The organism is Arthrobacter sp. ERGS1:01, from assembly GCF_001281315.1.
Taxonomy (GTDB): Bacteria; Actinomycetota; Actinomycetes; order Actinomycetales; family Micrococcaceae; genus Specibacter.
On the sequence record NZ_CP012479.1, the window covers coordinates 2,676,664 to 2,694,287 of the forward strand.

Annotated in this window: 16 protein-coding genes and 1 riboswitch; of the genes, 13 read left to right on the top strand and 3 right to left on the bottom strand. The window is 67.1% G+C overall.

All coding sequences use genetic code 11. The features are described 5' to 3' along the window. Nucleotides 1–107: 107 nt before the first annotated feature. Nucleotides 108–1,130, top strand: a complete 1,023-nt coding sequence (locus AL755_RS16080; protein ID WP_054011869.1) for a LacI family DNA-binding transcriptional regulator — start codon at nt 108–110, stop codon at nt 1,128–1,130. A gap of 13 nt (nt 1,131–1,143) precedes the next feature. Here the strand turns inward: AL755_RS16080 and AL755_RS16085 are convergent, their stop codons facing one another. Continuing rightward, a complete protein-coding gene (locus AL755_RS16085) occupies nt 1,144–2,643 on the bottom strand; it encodes a GuaB1 family IMP dehydrogenase-related protein (protein ID WP_054011870.1) in 1,500 nt (499 codons plus the stop codon). Nucleotides 2,644–2,977: 334 nt separating this feature from the next. Between AL755_RS16085 and AL755_RS16090 the strand changes: the two genes are divergently transcribed. The 6 genes from AL755_RS16090 (at nt 2,978) to AL755_RS16110 (ending at nt 9,943) form a co-directional block, all read left to right on the top strand. Next, entirely contained in the window at nt 2,978–6,799 is a 3,822-nt protein-coding gene (locus AL755_RS16090) for a multifunctional oxoglutarate decarboxylase/oxoglutarate dehydrogenase thiamine pyrophosphate-binding subunit/dihydrolipoyllysine-residue succinyltransferase subunit (RefSeq protein WP_054011871.1), read from the top strand. Nucleotides 6,800–6,809: 10 nt separating this feature from the next. Then, nucleotides 6,810–7,469 (top strand): GDSL-type esterase/lipase family protein, encoded by a 660-nt coding sequence (locus tag AL755_RS16095; protein ID WP_237762507.1) that lies wholly within the window; start codon nt 6,810–6,812, stop codon nt 7,467–7,469. Nucleotides 7,470–7,627: 158 nt separating this feature from the next. Then, nucleotides 7,628–8,521 (top strand): DUF4097 family beta strand repeat-containing protein, encoded by an 894-nt coding sequence (locus AL755_RS16100; protein WP_107503869.1) that lies wholly within the window; start codon nt 7,628–7,630, stop codon nt 8,519–8,521. Continuing rightward, nucleotides 8,521–9,123 carry a PadR family transcriptional regulator gene (locus AL755_RS16105; RefSeq protein ID WP_054011872.1) on the top strand — a complete coding sequence of 201 codons (603 nt, stop codon included), beginning with the start codon at nt 8,521–8,523 and terminating at the stop codon, nt 9,121–9,123. Before AL755_RS16100 ends, AL755_RS16105 begins: the two co-directional genes overlap by 1 nt. Before the next feature lie 101 nt (nt 9,124–9,224). Beyond that, nucleotides 9,225–9,299, top strand: a complete 75-nt coding sequence (locus tag AL755_RS24675; protein WP_373366723.1) for a 50S ribosomal protein bL37 — start codon at nt 9,225–9,227, stop codon at nt 9,297–9,299. Nucleotides 9,300–9,496: 197 nt separating this feature from the next. Next, on the top strand, nt 9,497–9,943 hold the full coding sequence (locus AL755_RS16110) for a group III truncated hemoglobin (RefSeq protein ID WP_054011873.1): 447 nt from the start codon (nt 9,497–9,499) through the stop codon (nt 9,941–9,943). Between the two features lie 29 nt (nt 9,944–9,972). Here the strand turns inward: AL755_RS16110 and rsrA are convergent, their stop codons facing one another. Next, the gene (gene rsrA / locus AL755_RS16115) at nt 9,973–10,233 is read right to left on the bottom strand and encodes a mycothiol system anti-sigma-R factor (RefSeq protein ID WP_054011874.1); all 261 of its coding nucleotides are present in this window, start codon (nt 10,231–10,233) and stop codon (nt 9,973–9,975) included. 2 nt (nt 10,234–10,235) lie between these two features. Further along, a complete protein-coding gene (locus tag AL755_RS16120) occupies nt 10,236–10,964 on the bottom strand; it encodes a sigma-70 family RNA polymerase sigma factor (protein WP_054011875.1) in 729 nt (242 codons plus the stop codon). Nucleotides 10,965–11,179: 215 nt separating this feature from the next. Between AL755_RS16120 and AL755_RS16125 the strand changes: the two genes are divergently transcribed. The 6 genes from AL755_RS16125 to AL755_RS16150 all read left to right on the top strand — a co-directional run bounded on the left by AL755_RS16125 (nt 11,180) and on the right by AL755_RS16150 (nt 17,601). Continuing rightward, entirely contained in the window at nt 11,180–11,695 is a 516-nt protein-coding gene (locus tag AL755_RS16125; protein WP_054011876.1) for a DoxX family protein, read from the top strand. 6 nt (nt 11,696–11,701) lie between these two features. Then, a complete protein-coding gene (aroA, locus tag AL755_RS16130; protein WP_054011877.1) occupies nt 11,702–13,045 on the top strand; it encodes a 3-phosphoshikimate 1-carboxyvinyltransferase in 1,344 nt (447 codons plus the stop codon). A 1-nt stretch (nt 13,046) separates the two neighbouring features. Further along, entirely contained in the window at nt 13,047–14,177 is a 1,131-nt protein-coding gene (rsgA, locus tag AL755_RS16135; protein ID WP_054011878.1) for a ribosome small subunit-dependent GTPase A, read from the top strand. Between the two features lie 62 nt (nt 14,178–14,239). Beyond that, on the top strand, nt 14,240–15,052 hold the full coding sequence (gene hisN / locus AL755_RS16140) for a histidinol-phosphatase (RefSeq protein WP_054011879.1): 813 nt from the start codon (nt 14,240–14,242) through the stop codon (nt 15,050–15,052). Nucleotides 15,053–15,148: 96 nt separating this feature from the next. Continuing rightward, a riboswitch (SAM riboswitch) is annotated at nt 15,149–15,262 on the top strand. 57 nt (nt 15,263–15,319) lie between these two features. Then, nucleotides 15,320–16,732: an aminotransferase class V-fold PLP-dependent enzyme gene (locus AL755_RS16145; RefSeq protein WP_054011880.1), complete on the top strand. Its 1,413-nt coding sequence runs from the start codon at nt 15,320–15,322 to the stop codon at nt 16,730–16,732. 104 nt (nt 16,733–16,836) lie between these two features. Continuing rightward, nucleotides 16,837–17,601, top strand: a complete 765-nt coding sequence (locus tag AL755_RS16150; protein WP_054013118.1) for a class I SAM-dependent methyltransferase — start codon at nt 16,837–16,839, stop codon at nt 17,599–17,601. Nucleotides 17,602–17,624: the final 23 nt, after the last annotated feature.

The following is a 17,624-nucleotide window of genomic DNA, read 5'->3' on the forward strand; positions in this document are numbered from 1 at the left end:
GGTGCAACAAGCCTTATGGTTGCCTTGCAGGACAGTGGCGTCCATCACAATGGCAGTTTCGGCTGGCCCTGCGCCTTCTGCCAGAATCCCTCCTAGGACGTGCCTCCATGACTTTGCCTCTCGACGTTTCGCCGGACCGTCCCGCCACCATCCATGACGTTGCAGCCCTCTCCGGTGTTGCCGCGTCCACCGTCTCCCGTGCCCTGTCCACCCCGGGCCGCGTCAACTTCCGCACCCGGGCCCGGATCGAAGCGGCCGCGGCGCAGCTGCACTATGTACCCAACGCGCAGGCGAAGGCCCTCAGCCTTGGCCAAACCCGCGCCGTTGCCGTCCTGGTCGCGGACATCACCAACCCGTTCTACTTCGACATCATCCGCGGCACCCAGCTGCAGCTCAAGGCCGCCGGCTACCGGCAGTTGCTGGTGGATACAGAGGAATCCACCGAGGTGGAGGTCAACACGGCCGAGCAACTGCGGCAAACAGCGGACGGCCTCATTTTGACGGCATCACGGCTGAGCAACGAGGCGCTGATGGAAATGGCCGCCAAGATGCCGATCGTGACCATCAACCGCGACGTTCCGGGAGTCCCCTCGGTCATGCTCGACACGCCCACCGCCACCAACCAGGCACTGGACCACCTGATCTCGCTGGGCCATACGCATATTGCGTACCTGGCCGGCCCCGAAACCTCCAGTTCCAGCCGTCGCCGGTGGGAGGCGTTGTCGGCGGCCGCCGAGGAACGCCAGGTCAAGGTGGTGCGGTTGGGTCCCTTCGCCCCGCGCACGCACTCGGGCGCCGCGGCGGCGGACGCCCTGGTGCATTCGGGGGCCACCGCCGGCATCGCCTTCAATGACCTGATTGCAATCGGCATGTTGCAACGGCTGCGCGAACGGAAAGTCCGCGTACCCGAGGACATGAGCATCGTGGGTTGCGACGACATCTTTGGAGCCGACTTCTGCAGCCCGCCGCTGACCACGGTGACGGCTCCGGTGGAACGGGCCGGCCGGGATGCGGTGACCATGCTGTTGAGCCAGCTCAATCCCGGCTACGGCACGACGCCGCGCACCCACGCCGTGCTGCCGACCCACCTGACCATCAGGGGCTCCACCGGGCCGGCACCCGTGCACTAGCTCCGCACAACGGTTACCAGCTCTGCGGCAGCGGCCGGCCCTCCTCGTAGCCGGCAGCCGACTGCACGCCGACGATCGCGTTGGAGCGGAACGCCTCCAGCGATGACGCCCCCGCATAGGTGAACGAGCTGCGCAGCCCCGCGGTGATCATGTCCAGCAGGTCCTCGACGCCGGGGCGGGCCGGGTCAAGGTACATCTTGGAGGTGGAGATGCCCTCCTCGAACAATCCCTTGCGGGCCCGCTCAAAGGCCTGGTCTCCCGAGGTCCGGTTTTGCACGGCCCGGGCGGAGGCCATGCCGAAGCTCTCCTTGTAGCGTCGCCCGTCGGCGTCGACCTGCAGGTCCCCGGGGCTCTCGAAGGTGCCGGCAAACCAGGAGCCGATCATGACCTGGCTGGCACCGGCGGCCAGGGCGAGGGCGACGTCGCGCGGGTAGCGCACTCCCCCGTCGGCCCACACGTGCGCGCCCAGCTCCGCGGCCGCCGTCGAACATTCCAGCACGGCGGAGAACTGGGGCCGTCCCACGGCCGTCATCATGCGGGTGGTGCACATGGCGCCCGGTCCCACACCCACCTTGAGGATGTCCGCGCCGGCCTCCACCAGGTCGCGGACGCCGGCCGCGCTGACCACGTTGCCCGCAGCGACGGGAACGGCCGGGTTCAGGCCGCGGACGGCCCGCAGTGCGTCAAGCATCTTGTTTTGGTGCCCGTGGGCCGTGTCCACCACGAGCGCGTCGACGCCATACTCCAGGAGGGCCGCGGCCTTGGCCGAGACGTCGCCGTTGATGCCCACGGCGACCCCAATCCGCAGGCGGCCCGTGGCATCCACGGCAGGCTGGTAGATGGTGGATCGCAGCGCACCGGTGCGGGTCAGCGCGCCAAGCACGTGCCCGTCCCGCACCACGGGGGCAAAGTCGGTGCCGGCCGAGTCCAGTATGGCAAAGGCTCCGCGCAGGGCCAGGTCCGTTTCGGCCTTGGCCTCGGCGGCGGTCATGGTGCCGGCATCCGCCCGGGCGCGGATGGCGTCAAACGGGGTCGCGTCAATCGTCAGCGCCTTGCTGCGCATCACGGACGCCAGGGAGGAGAACCTATCGACGCCTTCACAGTCGGCACCGCGCACCAGGCCGACAAATACGCCGTCCTCGACCACCACCACTGCGTTGTGGGCCCGCTTGGTCATCAGGTGGACGGCGTCGACAACGATGTCGGCCGGGGACATGGTCAACGGGGTCTCAAACAAGGTGTCCCGCATCTTCACCCATTCGGTGACGGCGCCAAGCACCTTCAACGGAATGTCCTGGGGCAGGATCGCAAGGCCGCCGCGCCGGGCCACCGTTTCGGCCATCCGCTTGCCCGAGACCGCCGTCATGTTGGCCACGACCAGCGGGATGGTGGTTCCGGTGCCGTCACCGCTGGAGAGGTCGACGTCGAGCCGGGAGGTGATGGTGGAGCGGGAGGGGACCAGGAACACGTCCGAATAGGTGAGGTCCGTGGCGGGCGGGGTAAGAAAACGCATGTGCACTCCAACTAGTGGGTCGATGGTTGCCGCAGCGGCCAGTCGGGCCAAGGTGGCGGCACTTCCCGAGTCTAGCCAAGACGCGCGCCCAAGGCGGTTCGGTGACGGGGAAATGCGGAATTTTGATCCCGCCGCGGACGCGCCGAAGCCCAGATTGGCATGCAGCCTGCGAAGCTCACTAGACTTACAGGCGGTAAGGGTTTGAAGGATCCTTTGCCATCGATCGAATAGGTCCTGCGGCTTTGGGGCTGAAGGCATCCCTCTGCGGGTGTTTTTGCGCCGCACGGCCTATGCATAGCGGGCAACAAGAACTCATGGAAGAGGCGTATTACACGTGCCAGAGCAATCCATCCACCGTCTACCCGAGGAATTTGGCGGAAACGAGTGGCTCGTCGATGAACTGTACGAGCGCTACCAGGCCGACAAGAACTCCGTGGATACAAAGTGGTGGCCACTTTTTGCATCCTTCGACGCCGACGAGGCCGCCGGCAACGGACGCCACACTGCAGCCAATTCCGCCCCTGTCACGGCCCCGATCCCGGTAGTTCCGGCCCCCGCTGCGGCAACGCCCGCCCCGGTGGCACCGACGACGCCGGCCGCCACCGCCCCGGCAGCTGCCGCGGCACCGGCTGCTGCGGCGCCCGCTGCTCCGGCAACAGCCCCCAAGGCACCCGCGGCACCCCGTCCGCCGGCCCCCGCCAAGGATGCCGCCCGCACGGGCACCACCCCCATCCCGGCCCAGCTCCCCAAGACCGCCAAGGACAACTCCGTCCCCGACAAGGCCGTCGAAACCGTGCTCAAGGGACCGGCCAAGGCCATTGCCGCGAACATGATCTCCAGCCTGGAGGTGCCCACCGCCACAAGCGTGCGCGCCATCCCGGCGAAGCTGCTGATTGACAACCGCCTTGTCATCAACTCCAACCTGGCCCGCGCCCGTGGCGGCAAGGTCTCCTTCACGCACTTGATCGGTTACGCCGTCATCAAGGCACTGGCCGCCTTCCCCTCCATGAACGTCTCCTACGACGTCATCGACGGCAAGCCCGTGGCCGTCCAGCCGCCCCACGTAAACTTCGGCATCGCGATCGACATGCCCAAGCCGGACGGCACCCGCCTGCTCATGGTGCCGAACATCAAGAAGGCGGAGACCCTGAACTTCGCCGAGTTCTGGCACACCTACGAGGACCTGATCAAGCGTGCCCGCAACGGCAAGCTCACGGCCGACGACCACGCCGGCACCACGGTTTCGCTGACCAACCCCGGCGGCATCGGCACCGTCCACTCCGTGCCGCGGCTGTCCAAGGGCCAGGCCGCGATCATCGGCGTCGGCGCACTGGACTACCCGGCCGAGTACCAGGGTGCCAGCCCCAAGATCATCGCCCAGAACGCGGTCTCGAAGATCCTAACGCTGACCTCCACCTACGACCACCGCGTCATCCAGGGTGCCGGATCCGGCGAATTCCTGAAGAAGATCCACCAGCTCCTGCTCGGGGCCGAGAACTTCTACGACGAAATCTTCGAGTCGCTGCGCATCCCGTACGAGCCCGTGCGCTGGAGCCTTGACCTGCAGGTGGACCCGGCCGACGAGATCAACAAGGTTGCCCGGATCCAGCAGCTGATCCACTCCTACCGCGTGCGCGGCCACCTGATGGCCGACACCGACCCGCTGGAATACGTCCAGCGCCGCCACCCCGACCTTGACGTGCTCACCTACGGGCTGACCCTGTGGGACCTGGACCGCGAATGGCCCACCGGCGGATTCGGCGGCGCACAGAAGCTGCTCCTGCGCGACATCCTCGGCGTGCTGCGTGACGCGTACTGCCGCACCACGGGCGTGGAATACATGCACATCCAGGAGCCCGAGCAGCGCCAGTGGTTCCAGGACGAGCTTGAGCACCCGTACTCCAAGCCCAGCCGCGAAGAGCAGCTGCGCATTGTCTCGAAGCTGAACTCGGCCGAGGCCTTTGAGACGTTCCTGCAGACGAAGTTCGTCGGCCAGAAGCGCTTCTCCCTGGAAGGCGGCGAGTCCCTGATTCCGCTGCTTGACTCCATCATCTCCGACGCCGCCGACGACGGCCTGGACGAGGTTGCGATCGGCATGGCCCACCGTGGCCGGCTGAACGTGCTCACCAACATTGCCGGCAAGACCTACGCTCAGGTGTTCCGCGAATTTGAGGGCACCCAGGACGTTCGCAGCATCCAGGGCTCCGGCGACGTCAAGTACCACCTCGGCACGGAGGGTACGTTCACCTCCGACGCCGGCAACGAGACCAAGGTCTACCTGGCCGCGAACCCGTCGCACCTGGAAGCCGTCGACGCCGTGCTTGAGGGCATCGTCCGCGCCAAGCAGGACCGCCTGGACCAGGGCGAGAACTTCCCCGTGCTGCCCATCATGGTGCACGGCGACGCGGCCTTTGCCGGCCAGGGCGTTGTGTCCGAGACCCTGAACCTGTCCCAGCTGCGCGGCTACCGCGTGGGCGGAACCATCCACGTGGTGGTCAACAACCAGGTGGGCTTCACGACGTCGCCGTCGTCCTCGCGTTCCTCCGTGTACTCCACGGACATCGCCAAGATGATCCAGGCGCCCGTGTTCCACGTCAACGGCGACGACCCCGAAGCCGTGGTGCGCGTGGCCCAGCTGGCGTACCAGTTCCAGCAGCGCTTCCGCAAGGACGTTGTCATCGACATGGTCTGCTACCGCCGTCGCGGCCACAACGAGGGTGACGACCCCTCCATGACGCAGCCGCTGATGTACAACCTGATCGAGGCCAAGCGCTCCGTCCGCCGCCTGTACACCGAGGCCCTGATCGGCCGCGGCGACATCACGGAAGAGGAAGCCACCCAGCTGCTCCGTGACTACCAGGAACGCCTGGAGCGCGTCTTTGCCGAAACACACGCGGCCCAGACGTCCCCGATCCCGGTCATCACCAAGGACGCCGCTGCCGTCTCCGACCTGGAGCGGCCCATCGCCCAGCAGGCGGACTCCGGGGTCAACGACCCCAAGGTCACCGCCATCTCGGCCCAGGTGCTCGGACGCATCGGCGCCGCCCACACGGCCATTCCGGAGGGCTTCACGGTCCACCCGAAGCTCAAGGCCCTGCTGGAAAAGCGCGAGACCATGTCCCGCGAAGGCGGCATCGACTGGGGCTTTGGCGAACTCGCCGCCTTTGGTTCGCTGCTCCTTGAAGGCGTCCCCGTCCGCCTCGCCGGCCAGGACTCGCGCCGCGGCACGTTCGTGCAGCGCCACGCCGTGTTCCACGACCGTGCCAACGGCCGTGTCTGGACCCCCATTGGCGGCCTCAGCGAGGACCAGGCCAAGCTGTGGATCTACGACTCCCTGCTGAGCGAATACGCGGCCATGGGCTTCGAATACGGCTACTCGGTGGAACGCCCGGATGCGCTGGTGCTGTGGGAGGCCCAGTTCGGCGACTTCGCCAACGGCGCCCAGACCATCATGGACGAGTTCATCTCCTCAGCCGAGCAGAAGTGGGGCCAGCGGTCCTCGCTGGTGCTCATGCTGCCGCACGGCTACGAGGGCCAGGGCCCGGACCACTCCTCGGCCCGCATTGAGCGCTACCTGCAGATGTGCGCGGAGGACAACATGATCGTTGCCAACCCGACCACGCCGGCGTCGCACTTCCACCTGCTGCGCCGCCAGGCCTACAGCAAGCCGCGCAAGCCGTTGATCATCTTCACGCCCAAGCAGCTGCTGCGCCTGAAGGCCGCCGCGTCCAGCGTGGAGGACTTCACCACGGGCGGCTTCCGTCCCGTGATCGGCGACCATGCCAAGGTTGACGCCAACGCCGTGGACCGCGTGGTGCTGGTCTCCGGACGCCTATACTACGACCTCCTCGCCGCCCGCGAGAAGGCCAACGACACCAAGGCCGTGATCATCCGCGTCGAGCAGCTCTACCCGCTGCCGTTGGCGGAGATCAAGGCCGAACTGGCGAAGTACCCGAACGCCGAGGTTGTCTGGGCCCAGGATGAGCCCGCCAACCAGGGCCCGTGGCCGTTCATGGGCCTGAATCTGGCCCCGGAGCTGGACAAGAAGCTGACGCGGGTTTCCCGTCCGGCCTCCGCATCCACCGCAACGGGTTCGGCGAAGAACCACGCCGTGGAGCAGACGCTGCTCGTCAAGCAAGCATTCGAACGCAACTAAAGCGGTGACGATGCCCGGTCTGCTCGACAGGCCGGGCATCTTTCATTTGATGGACCAGGAAAGGGATGCCGTGGAAAAGCGGGAACTGCGAATTGTGGCAGTGGGAGACGAGCTGGTAGCCGGAGTGGGCGATCCCCGAGCACTGGGCTGGCTTGGCCGGGTTCTTGCCAGGACGCCGCAGGAGAGCGTAAGCGTTGAACCTTACATTCTGGCCAGCCCGCGGGAAGGCACCGAGGCGCTGGCGGGCCGCTGGCTGCTGGAGGCGGGGAAGCGTTTCGACGACTTCCACGAAAACCGGCTCGTCATCGGCCTCTCCGGTCGCGACATCGAGTACGGCCTGTCCACGGCGCGCAGCCGGCTGAACCTGGCGAACATCCTCGACGGCGCCACCCAGCTGAACATCCCGGTGTTCGTGGTGGGCCCGCCGCCGTCGCTGGACCCTGCCCTGAACAGAAAACTGGCGGAGCTGAACACGGCGTTTGCCGACGTCACCACGCGGCGCAAGCACCACTACGTGGACACGTTCTCCCCCCTGCAAAACCACGAACAGTGGCGAAACGACGTCGCCGTGAACGGCGGCGCCCCCGGGCAGGCCGGCTACGGCCTCATGGCCTGGCTGGTGCTGCACCGCGGCTGGCACCAATGGCTGGACCTCCCCGAGGCCGGCTAGGCCCCACCCAGCCGACCCGCAGCAGGGATCGAGAATCCACGTGGTTTTCGATCTTTGCTGCGGGTCAGCTTTTTAAGTTTCGCGATATATCTTGAAATCCCCCAGAACGCGTTATATCGTGTTCCTACAACGCGATATAACGTGAACGGGGTGTTGCAATGAATGAACGGACATGGTCGGTCGACGAACCCCTGACCATTGAATTTGACGGCTTGTCGGAGGTGCGCCTGGCCCTGGTCAAGGGGCGCTTCGACATTGTCGTGACGGAAAGCCCGGTGGCCACGCTTGAGATCAGCGAGGTGGAGGGCCAGCCGCTGGATGTCACCTTTGCCGACGGCGTGCTGAAGGTGGAGCACTTCAACGCCGCCAACTGGCTGACCCGCCTGATCAACTTCCAATCCACCGCGCGGGCCGTCATGAGCATCGCCGTGCCGCCGGGGACCACTGTCAACGCCGCCACGGTGAACGGCGACGGCATGGTCAGCGGGAGCCACAAGACCACGCTGCGCACCGTGAGCGGGTCATTGATGTCCGACGCCACGCACGGGATGCTGAGCCTGGACACCGTCAGCGGGGAGATCATTGCCCGCAACCACACCGGCCACCTGGCGGCCAAGAGCGTTTCGGGCGAAGTAACGGCGTCGGGATGGCTGGATTCAATCCGCGCCAGCACCGTCTCGGCCAACGCCACCTTCGATGTGTTCGGCACGCCTTCCAGCCTGGTTGCCAAGTCCGTCTCCGGCGACATCACCGTGCGGCTGCCACAGACCGTGGGCGTGGCCGTCACGGCGTCCAGCGCCTCGGGAGTCGTGGTGGTGGGCGAAGACCGCTTCAGCAACCCCGGCCAGACCACGCACACCTCGGCCGGCGCCAAGGCGCCGCGCCTGGAAGTGCGCACCTCCACGATCTCCGGAAACCTTTCGGTCCTCTTTGCCGAACCGGCCGACGACGGAATGGCGGCCGGTTCCGCCGAGAACGGGCCTGCCGACGTCGGGCCCGGCGACGGCGAGCCCGGCGACGGCGGCTTCAACGAATCCGGGGAGGGAAGCTGATGGCCGCCGTCTTTGCCCACGGCGCCCTGCGCCTGTACCTCCTGGCACTGCTGGAGGAGGGCCCCAAGCATGGTTACGAGGTCATCAAGGCACTCAGCGACCGCTTTGGCGGCACCTACTCCCCCAGTGCCGGCACCGTGTATCCGCGGCTGGCCAAGCTGCAGGAGGAGGGCCTGGTGGAGACGGCCCTTGACGGCCGCCGCACCATCTACACCCTGACCGATGCGGGCCGGGCCGAAATTGCGGACCGGCGCGAGGAACTCGCGGGGCTGGAGGTGGAGATTGCCGCCTCCGTCCGGCGCCTGGCCGACGATCTCCGCCATGACATCCGCGAAAACATGCGCAGCCTTCGGGCCGACCTTGCCGCGGGGGCCGAAGCCGCCAAGAGCCGCGCCAAGGAGCCGCCGGCGCGCCCGGGCCCCGGCGCCACACAGCGCAGGCTGCGCGAATCGGAGCTGTTGCTGCAAAAGTTCCGCGACGATCTGCGCGTCGACCTGCGCCTGCAGGCGGCCGCCGCGGAACTGAGCGAGCTGACCGTCGAGACCCTGCGCACCATCCTGGACCAGGCCGCCGTCGCCGTTCGCACCACCATGAAGGGCTGAACCGGCGGCGTCCGTGGCGTGCCGGTTAGGCGAGCAAGTGCCACTTATGGGAGACTAGAGGGCAGATCTTATTCGGATCTTTTCAATGATTGGAGGCAGCTATGTCAAAGCGTTCACGCAAGCGTCGGGACCGTAAGAGTGGCGGCGCAAACCACGGTAAGCGCCCCAACACGTAAGTCTTGACTTATGAACATAAAAGCCCGCCCCCTCGCTTGCGAGGAGGCGGGCTTTTTCATGCCTGCGCAGGCATGCCCCTCCCACCAATGGGTCGCGGCGGACGGCGCTAGGATGGAACGGAACCACTCCCACTCCGAAAAGCGAGAAGTCCGCCCATGCCCGCCCGTGTCCTGCTGATCATCCTGGCCGTAGCGGCATGAGCGTTAACGCGAACACCTCCGGCAGAGCGGATATTTCGAGCCGGGACGACGTCCTGCGGCTGGTGGAGGCCTTCTACGCAAGGGCTTTCGCCGATGATCTGATCGGCCCCATTTTCACCGAGGTGGCGCACATGGACCTGGCCGGGCACCTGCCGATCATGGCCGACTTTTGGCAGACGGTGCTGTTCCGCGCCGGACTGTACAAGCGCAATGCGCTGCAGGTGCACTTTGACCTTGATGCCAGGCAACCACTGACTGCCAAACACTTCGACCGTTGGCTCCACCTGTGGAGCGCAACGGTCGATGATTTGTTCAGTGGCGAAAAGGCCGAGCTCGCCAAGGTGCAGGCCCAGCGAATCGCCGGATCCATCCACCGCCGCGTAACGGGCCGGCGGGCCAGCGAATACGGGACCATCGCCGTGCGCCCGGACCCGCCCAAATAGCGGGTTCCCGAACAACGGCGGCGCCGGCATTAGACGCCGGCGGGCTTGCCTTCGTGCAGCCGGGCCAAAATGGCGGCCTTGAGCGTCTCGGGTGCGGCTTCCTTGCAGGAGCGCTTCACCACGGTGCGGATCACGCATTCAAGATCGTACTCGTGGGCGCAGTCGGGGCAGCCATCGAGGTGGGCCTTGATGTCCGTCAGGTCCGCCTTGGACAAGGCCCCGTCCAGGTATTCGTAAATCCGGGCAATGCGTTGGTCGTCGCAGTCACCCAGGCTCTGGCAATCGCCCATGATTATTTCTCCGTTTCCTTAAGTTCTTCCGGGCCGCCCTTGGCGTAACCGCGATCCACTGCATAATCGGCCAGCATGTCTCGCAACAGCTTCCGTCCCCGGTGCAACCGTGACATCACGGTGCCGATGGGGGTGTTCATGATTTCTGAGATTTCCTTGTACGCAAAGCCTTCGACGTCGGCAAAATACACGGCCAGCCGGAATTCCTCCGGGATGGCCTGCAACGCGTTCTTCACATCCGAGTCCGGCAGGTGGTCCAGTGCGTCCGCTTCGGCGGAGCGAAGCCCGTGCGAAGTGTGCGACTCGGCCCGCGCCAACTGCCAGTCCTCGATGGAATCGGCGTTGGACTGCAGCGGCTCACGCTGCCGCTTGCGGTACAAGTTGATGTACGTGTTGGTCAGGATCCGGTACAGCCAGGCCTTCAGATTCGTGCCGGGCTTGTACTGGTGGAACGCCGAGAACGCCTTGGTGTAGGCCTCCTGGACCAGATCCTCGGCGTCGCTGGGGTTCCGGGCCATGCGCATGGCGGCCGAATACAACTGATCCACGTATTGCATGGCGTCGCGCTCAAACCTGGCCCGTCGCGCCTCAACGCTTTCGGTGGCAACATCCACCGTGGCCGCGTCGGTATTCTCCACTGGAACGTTGCCGGTTGGCTCGGCAGCGGTCTCTTGGGCTTGCTCAGGCTCGGAAATGTTCATCACAGAGAAGTCTACTGTCAGAGTCTGCATTGCCGCCTTTCCACTCGTGCCGCCTGATCAACAAGCATTGTCCAGTCGCCGCCGGGCCGTGCCCGGTTCCATCCATACCAATGCAAACCGGGCCGCGGCGCCGTATATTCCGCAAACCCTGCACCAAAGTGCGAGACTTAGATCAAGCATGAACGTCCCCGGACTACGGCTCCCGCCGCGACCGGAGCGTTCACGTCCCCAACCAGGAGGCCGCCTTGTCCATAGTTCGCGCACTTGCCCGCCCCATGCTCGCTTCGTCTTTCATCCTCTCCGGCATTGACCGCCTGCGGCATGCCGACCAGACGGCGGAACAGCTTTCCCCCGTCCTGGGCCGGCTGTCCGCTGCGCTGCCCGTGGATGCCAGCGAGAAAACCCTGGCGCGCATTGTGGCCGGCACGCAGGTGGGCGCCGGCGTACTCCTCGCCATGGGGAAGTTTTCCCGCCCCGCCGCGGTCCTGCTGTCCCTGACGGCCGGGCTGACCACGGTAGTGGAGTACCGCTCGGCCCAGACCGCGACGACCGAAGGCAAGGCGAACCGCCGCAGCAAGCTGGCCAAGAACATCGGCCTGCTGGGCGGGGCCCTGCTGGCCAGCGTTGACACGGCCGGACGCCCCGGCCTGGCCTGGCGTGCCGGGCAGATGCTGGATTCCTCCAAGAAGACCACCGCAAAGCAATTGAAAAACGCGGACAAGAGCGTTCGAGCCCTTGCCCACGACGTGACAGGACAGTAAGCACCCATGACCGCAGCCCCTTGGCCCGCACCATTTTCGCCCGCACCGCTCGACGCAACCGTCACCGTGCCGGCATCCAAGTCGCTCACCAACAGATATTTGGTGTTGGCCGCACTGGCCGACGGTCCTTCGAGGCTTCGTGCGCCCCTGCATTCGCGGGACTCGGCGTTGATGGTTGCCGCCCTGCGCACCCTGGGAGCCGGGATTGAGGAGGTGCCCGGCGACGGCGACTTCGGTCCCGACCTGCTGGTCACCCCGCTGACGGCGGCTGCCCCGCTGGCGGCCGGAACCGCCGTCGACTGCGGCCTTGCCGGGACGGTCATGCGGTTCGTGCCTCCCATCGCGGCGCTGCTAAACGGTACCGCCGCGTTCGACGGCGACCCTTCCGCCCGGGTTCGGCCCATGGGCGCCGTGGTGGACGCCCTGCACGGGCTCAACGTCCAGGTCACCGGTGACGGTGTTTCCGAGGGCTTCCTGCCGTTCACGGTCAAGGGCACCGGTGAGGTGGCCGGTGGCCGGCTGGTGGTTGACGCCAGCGGCTCCTCACAGTTTGTTTCAGCACTCCTGCTGGTGGGCGCCCGCTTCACCAACGGCCTGCACCTTGAGCACGTGGGCAAGCCCGTGCCAAGCCTTGACCACATCGCCATGACAGTGGAGGTGCTGCGCTCCCTCGGCGTCAGCGTGGACGATTCCGTCCCCAACCACTGGCGCGTGGCACCGGGCCCCATCAGTTCCTTCGACCGGATCATGGAACAGGACCTCTCCAACGCCGGCCCGTTCCTGGCCGCCGCGCTGGCCACCAGGGGCACCGTCCGGGTCCGCAACTGGCCCGAAAACACCACCCAGGTGGGTGCCAAGTGGGTGGAAATCCTGACCCGCTTTGGCGCATCCGCAACCCTGGCCGACGGCGTCCTGACCGTCACGGGCGGGCCCGAGATCCTCGGCGTCGAACTGGCCGACACCAGCGAACTCGCCCCCACGGTCGCCGCCCTGTGCGCGCTGGCCACCGGGCCGTCCACGCTGAGCGGCATCGCCCACCTGCGCGGCCACGAAACCGACCGGCTCGCCGCACTCGTGGCGGAGATCAACGCCCTGGGCGGCAACGCCGTCGAAACCGCGGACGGGCTCGTCATCACTCCCGCTCCCCTGCGGGGCGAGCTGTTCCACAGCTATGAGGACCACCGCATGGCCACGGCCGGGGCAATCATCGGCCTGGCCGTGCCCGGCGTCGAGGTCGAGGACATTGCCACGACCGCCAAGACCATGCCCGAATTCCCGCAGATGTGGGCCGCCCTGGTGACCCAAACCGCCGCCGGGACACTGCCGGCAGAGATCGCGGCCGGGAACTAAGGTGGCACGCGACTACAGCAACTGGGACGAATCCGACGTCCGGGTCCGGGCCAACAAAAAAGGCAGCCGGCCACGCACCAAGGACCGCCCCGCGCACGACGACGCCGTCATCGGCCGGATCATCACGGTGGACCGCGGCCGGTACACCGCGATTGTCGATGAGGACCTGCCCACGGAACGGATCCTCATTGCAGCACGCGCCCGCGAACTGCGCCGCTCCCCCGTGGTGGCCGGCGACTTCGTAGCCCTGGTCGGCGACACCACCGGCAACCCCGACACGTTGGCACGGCTGGTGCGGGTGGAGACGCGCCGCACACTGCTGCGCCGCAGTGCCGACGACACCGATCCCATCGAGCGGGTTGTGGTGGCCAACGCCGACCAATTGGTCATCGTGGTGGCCGCCGCCAACCCCGAACCGCGCACGGGCTTCATCGACCGCGCCCTGGTGGCCGCCTATGACTCCGGGATCGCCCCGATCCTGCTGATCACCAAGGCCGACATCAAGGATCCGGCCGAGCTGCTGGCCAACTACGAACACCTGGACATGACCGTGGTCATCAGCCGCACGGCCTCCCTGGGCGCGGCCGACGCTGCGTCCGCCATCGACGCCCGCAGCAACGACGGCGACTCCGCCCTCCTGGCCGGCGGCGCCGTCGAACAGCTCCGCGAATACCTTGACGGCAAGGTCAGCGTGCTGGTGGGCCATTCCGGCGTCGGAAAGTCCACCATGGTCAACGCACTGACCGGGTCCCAGCGGGCCACCGGCGGCGTTAACGCCGTCACGGGCCGCGGCCGGCACACCTCCTCCTCGGCCCTGGCGCTGCGGCTCCAGGACGGCGAACCGCGCTCGTGGATCATCGACACTCCCGGCATCCGCTCCTTTGGCCTGGCCCACGTGGACGCCGACCGGATCCTGCAGGCCTTCCCCGACCTTCAACCGGGCACCGACGACTGCGAACGCGGCTGCAAGCACGATTCCGCGGCCGTCAACTGCGGCCTGGACCCGTGGGTGGCCGACGGCCACGCCGGCGACGCGGGCCCGGCGCGGCTGGCGTCACTGCGCCGACTTCTGGGCACCAGCGACCGCACCGAGGGCCGCGCGGAGGCCAAGGAACTCGGCACGATCGACTAGTCTGCGGCGGGGTGCTCCCGGCAATCCGCACTATTCGCCCAACTACCGATAGCGTGTTGCATATGACGACCCCACCCCAGACGTACAACGACGACCTCCGCCTGGCCCACGTCCTGGCCGACACCGTCGATTCGCTGACGATGTCCCGCTTCAAGGCCCTGGATTTGAAGATTGAGACCAAGCCGGACCTGACGCCGGTGACGGATGCGGACAAGGCCGCCGAGGAGTCGATTCGCAGCCAGCTTTCCCGGGTCCGCCCCCGGGATGCCGTGCTGGGTGAGGAGTTTGGCAGCAGCGGCCACGGCTCGCGCCGCTGGATCATCGACCCGATCGACGGCACCAAGAACTTTGTGCGCGGCGTGCCCGTCTGGGCCACCCTGATCGCCCTGGTGGATGAGGGACGCCCCGTGGTCGGCGTCGTCAGCGCCCCCGCCCTGGGCAAGCGCTGGTGGGCGGCCGAGGGCACGGGCGCCTACATGGGCAAGTCGCTGGCCGCGGCCACCCGCATCCGGGTCTCCAACGTCTCCGAACTTTCCGACGCCTCGCTCTCCTACTCCTCGCTGACGGGCTGGGCCGAGCGCGGAAACCGCGACGATTTCCTGCGCCTGACCGACGACGTGTGGCGCACCCGCGCTTATGGCGATTTTTGGTCGTACTGCATGGTGGCCGAGGGTGCCGTGGACATTGCCTGCGAGCCCGAACTGAACTTGTACGACATGGCCGCCCTGGTGCCGATCGTCACCGAGGCCGGCGGCCGCTTCACCTCGCTCGACGGCGTGGACGGCCCCTTTGGCGGCAACGCCCTGGCCACGAACTCCATCCTGCACACGGATGTGCTGCGCCGCCTGAACCCGGGCTGGGACGACCTCCTCTAGGGGATGACATGGCACGGCCGGGTTAACTCCGGCCGTGCCGTTAAGCAACGTAATAAATATGGCGGAGGCGGCGAATCGGCTAGCCTTTTTTGCATAGGTCACGAGTGCCAGCGCTAAACCCCGGTTTGCTGGCCGGCAACCCTCCTTTCGCGGCGGGGTGCCCCGGGTGACGACCTGGCCAGGCCGGAGCGGTCATGGCAAGCGCGGATTTCCCATCCGGCGCCTTCGTCGGCGCCGCACGTGAAGTCCTTCCTTTAAGGAAGCCTCATGAGTTCTGCCATTCTTGAAAAAGCCCCCGTCGCCGCCGAACCCCTGCTGCCCGTGGTGGGCAGCGAGCTGGCCGCGCCGTTGATTCACGGCGGGCACGTCCGGTACGCCAACCTTGACTATGCCGCCTCGGCGCCGGCCGTGGAGGACGTTGCCGCCCATCTCTCCGAGGTGCTCCCGTATTACGCCAGCGTCCACCGCGGCGCGGGCTTCGCCTCCCAGGTCAGCACCTCCGTCTACGAAAACGCCCGGCACATCGTGGCCGGTTTTGTGGGCGCCCGGGCCGATGACACCGTCATCTTCACCCGCAACACCACCGATTCGCTGAACCTGCTGGCCGGCTGCGTGCAGTCGCTGCTTGCCGGCAACGGCTTCACGGAAGGCGTCTCCAACGCCCACGGCGAGGTCCTGTACCTGGACATCGAACACCACGCCAACCTGCTGCCATGGCAGGGCCTGCCGCACCGCTCGGTGGTGGCCGGGCAGAGCCTTGCCTCGACGCTGTCCCGTGTGGAGACACAACTGCGGGCCGGAAACGTGGTGCTGCTGGCCGTGACCGGCGCATCCAATGTGACGGGTGAGGTTCTCCCCGTTGCCGAGCTTGCCGCCCTGGCCCATCAGTACGGCGCCCGCATCGTGGTCGACGCCGCCCAACTCGCCCCGCACCGGCGCATCGACATGGCCCGCGACGGGATCGACTTCCTGGCGTTCTCCGGCCACAAGCTCTACGCCCCGTTCGGCTCCGGCGTGCTGGTGGGCCGGCCCGACTGGCTCGACGCCGGCACCCCGCACCTGGCCGGCGGCGGCGCCGTGAAGGACGTCCGGCTGGAATCCGTGCGCTGGACCGAGGGCCCGGCCCGCCACGAGGCCGGCTCCCCCAACGTCCTGGGTGCCGCCACCCTGGCCCGGGCCGCCCAGGTGCTGGCCGGGCTCGACGCCGACGAATGGCACGCCCACGAACAGCAGTTGCGCTCCCACCTGGTGGCGGGACTGTCCGAGACCGACGGCGTCACGGTGCATCACCTGTTCAGCGACGCCGACACCTACCCTAACGCCGGCAGCATCGGCGTCGTGAACTTCTCGGTGGAGGGCTACGACGCCGGACTCGTGGCAGCCTATTTGTCGGCCGAACACGGCGTGGGCGTGCGGGACGGCAAGTTCTGCGCCCACCCCCTGCTGCGCCGCCTGGGCCTGCCGTCGGGCTCCTTGCGGGCCAGCTTTGGCGTGGGTTCCCGGCTCGAGGACGCGGACAGGCTGATCGCCGGGATCCGGACGCTCCTGGCGGACGGCCTGGGCTGGGACTACGTGGTGGACGCCGGCCGCTGGGTGCCCGCCAACGATTCGCGCAGCTACCCGGCCTGGGCGCCCAACACCCCCGGCACGGCGGGCGCCGCCCCCTGCACCACCGACTGACCGCCAGACCGTTGAGGGGGGGCATCTCCCCTCAACGGTCTGCACCCGGCCACCCGGGATAAAGTTGGAGCTGCGAAACGGCACAACCAACGGTACGGAGCATGATGGCAGGCGCGGGCGGACCGGTCTTTGACGGGGCACGACGGATTGAAATGGCTGACGCCTTCTTGGAAGGCGGCGAACACTACGAACAGGTGCGTCCGGGCTACCCGCAGGAGTCCCTCGACTGGCTCGCAAACAGCGCCGGGGCCATCCGGGACGCCGTGGATGTGGGTGCGGGAACCGGCAAGTACACGCAACTGTTGGCGGCACGCGGATGGAACGTGGCCGCCGTCGACCCGTCGGCGGACATGCTGGCACAGTTGCGCCGGAAACTTCCCGGGGTGACAGCACTGACCGGCACGGCCGAGCACCTCGGCCTGCCGGATTCCTCCGTGGACCTGGCCGTGGTGGCGCAGGCCTGGCACTGGTGCGAGCCCCTGGCCGCCAGTACGGAATTGGCCCGGGTGCTCCGCCCCGGCGGCATGGTCGGCTTGGTGTGGAACCAACTCGACGTCAGTGTCCCCTGGGTGCACAGGCTGGCCCGGATCATGCACGCCGGCGACGTGCACAAACCCGATTTCCGCCCGCATGTCGGGCCGGAATTGCAGGGACTTGAAGTCCACGAAACCACCTGGCAGCAACTACTCACCCCGGCCGATCTCATGGAGCTGGTGAAGTCCCGGAGCTATTACCTGAAGGCCAACGAGACGATCCGCGCCAAGGTGCTGGAGAATCTTCGCTGGTACCTCCACGACCATCTGGGCCATGCGTCCGGCGCCGAGATTGAGCTGCCGTACACGACGCAGACGTGGCGGGCCCACACGTAGCACTCGACAAACACGGGCCGGTC

Excerpts from the sequence above, each read along its gene's own strand:
- AL755_RS16095 (WP_237762507.1), top strand. The coding sequence starts at position 6,810 with ATGCCCGGTCTGCTCGACAGGCCGGGCATCTTTCATTTGATGGACCAG.
- aroA (WP_054011877.1), top strand. The coding sequence starts at position 11,702 with ATGACCGCAGCCCCTTGGCCCGCACCATTTTCGCCCGCACCGCTCGAC.
- AL755_RS16105 (WP_054011872.1), top strand. The coding sequence starts at position 8,521 with ATGGCCGCCGTCTTTGCCCACGGCGCCCTGCGCCTGTACCTCCTGGCA.
- AL755_RS16080 (WP_054011869.1), top strand. The coding sequence starts at position 108 with ATGACTTTGCCTCTCGACGTTTCGCCGGACCGTCCCGCCACCATCCAT.
- AL755_RS16150 (WP_054013118.1), top strand. The coding sequence starts at position 16,837 with ATGGCAGGCGCGGGCGGACCGGTCTTTGACGGGGCACGACGGATTGAA.
- AL755_RS16145 (WP_054011880.1), top strand. The coding sequence starts at position 15,320 with ATGAGTTCTGCCATTCTTGAAAAAGCCCCCGTCGCCGCCGAACCCCTG.
- AL755_RS16110 (WP_054011873.1), top strand. The coding sequence starts at position 9,497 with ATGAGCGTTAACGCGAACACCTCCGGCAGAGCGGATATTTCGAGCCGG.
- rsrA (WP_054011874.1), bottom strand. The coding sequence starts at position 10,233 with ATGGGCGATTGCCAGAGCCTGGGTGACTGCGACGACCAACGCATTGCC.
- AL755_RS16085 (WP_054011870.1), bottom strand. The coding sequence starts at position 2,643 with ATGCGTTTTCTTACCCCGCCCGCCACGGACCTCACCTATTCGGACGTG.
- AL755_RS16120 (WP_054011875.1), bottom strand. The coding sequence starts at position 10,964 with ATGCAGACTCTGACAGTAGACTTCTCTGTGATGAACATTTCCGAGCCT.
- AL755_RS16100 (WP_107503869.1), top strand. The coding sequence starts at position 7,628 with ATGAATGAACGGACATGGTCGGTCGACGAACCCCTGACCATTGAATTT.
- hisN (WP_054011879.1), top strand. The coding sequence starts at position 14,240 with ATGACGACCCCACCCCAGACGTACAACGACGACCTCCGCCTGGCCCAC.